Source organism: Streptomyces olivochromogenes, from assembly GCF_001514115.1.
In the GTDB taxonomy this organism is placed as follows: Bacteria; Actinomycetota; Actinomycetes; order Streptomycetales; family Streptomycetaceae; genus Streptomyces; species Streptomyces olivochromogenes.
Genome location: NZ_KQ948530.1, coordinates 1 through 1,328, shown reverse-complemented (window position 1 = coordinate 1,328; position 1,328 = coordinate 1). Strand labels below are relative to the sequence as shown.

Genomic DNA, 1,328 nt, shown 5'->3' with positions numbered 1-1,328 from the left:
CCTAGGGCGTGTGTCGGACGTGCTCTAGGTTGGCTCGTATGAGCGCGCGGGGGCGGAGTTACCGATATGTCGGACCGGCCGACCTGAAGGCTGCGGTCCGGCCCGGCAGCGGCGGCTGCCGGATCAGCTCGGCTGCCGACTTCGGCAGCTGGGTCGCTGAGCGATCAGCAGCGGAGCTGGCCGAACCGTTCACCTTCGTGGTCGGCACGGACAGCACGATGCGCTTGGCGCCGCGACGAAGCGAACACGTGGCCTGCGCCGGCGGAGAAAGAGTCCTGAGCGCCGGCGAGATCAGCTTCATCCACGAGGTGGGCGGATGGGCCGTGGGCGACGTCAGCAACCAATCAACCGGGTACTGCCCGGACGTCAGCTCCTGGTCGGCAGTCGCCCGTGCTCTGGACGGCATAGAGATCGGACGTCCGTCCGGCTTCACCTACGAAGTGGTGTTCCGGCGCTGTCCTGGCTGCCAAGAGCACAACATCGTGCGCGAGGATGACTTCGTCTGCGTCTTCTGCGGCAGCCATCTGCCCGGTGCCTGGAACGTGGATCCGGCTGCATGACGGCCGTGGGTCATAGCCACTCATTGATGGCTGCGACCAGGACGGTTGCCTCATGGCGGACCGCTGACTTGTCGCATCGGGTGGCGACGGCACGGTGCCTCTTGAGCCGGTTGATCCCGCACTCGGCCGGGTCGAAACGCGGCGGCCGGCCTCGATGTAGCGAGTGGCGGATCATGCTGCCCCGCGCCTTGTGGGACGGGTGGTCGGTGCCGTCCAGCGCGAAGTAGCGCAGGGCGGTGAACTGGGCCTCGACACGGTTGAGCCACCAACTGTTGGTCGGGGAACTCGACGTTGTTCGCCGCGGCCCAGGCGCCAACCCTGCTGTCCTTCTTCGTCGTCAGGTGCGGAGAGAAGTTGTCGAGCACGATGGCGATGCGCACCTCGGGCGGGTCGAGGCTGCGCAGGTAGCAGCAGAATTCCACGCGCTTGGATCTGTTCTTGCTCTTCTTGATGTGGCCGTAGAGCTTGTCTTTGCTCAGGTCGTAGGCGGCGAACAGGTGCCGGACCCCGTGTGGTCGGGTGTAGGTCGCCCGGCGGGGTCTGGGCTCGCGGTCGGGGTCCTGTGCTTGCCGCTGCGTACAGCCCACTGCCGCCCTGGGTGGGGTTGGAGGTTGAGCGGGCCGAACTCATCCAGGCAGAAGATCACGTCAGGTTCGCGTTCCTCGCGTATGACTTCGCCGTCGGCGATGGCGATGGCGAAGAGGTGCTCGACCCGGGCCTTCTTGGCGGCGTAGTCGGGGTCGCGGGAGGCCTTCCATGCCTTCACGT

Annotated in this window: 1 protein-coding gene and 1 pseudogene; one reads left to right on the top strand and one right to left on the bottom strand. The window is 66.5% G+C overall.

Annotated features, from left to right (window positions below):
• Window positions 1-38 precede the first annotated feature (38 nt).
• Window positions 39-560, top strand: a complete 522-nt coding sequence (locus AQJ27_RS51410) for a hypothetical protein (protein WP_067386012.1) — start codon at window positions 39-41, stop codon at window positions 558-560.
• A 10-nt stretch (window positions 561-570) separates the two neighbouring features.
• On the opposite strand, the pseudogene AQJ27_RS61180 reads toward AQJ27_RS51410, so the two are convergent.
• Window positions 571-1,328: pseudogene (locus AQJ27_RS61180) on the bottom strand (transposase); the annotation flags it as partial.

What these genes read in the sequence shown, in the direction of transcription:
- AQJ27_RS51410 (WP_067386012.1), top strand. Translation starts at nt 39, where the DNA reads ATGAGCGCGCGGGGGCGGAGTTACCGATATGTCGGACCGGCCGACCTG.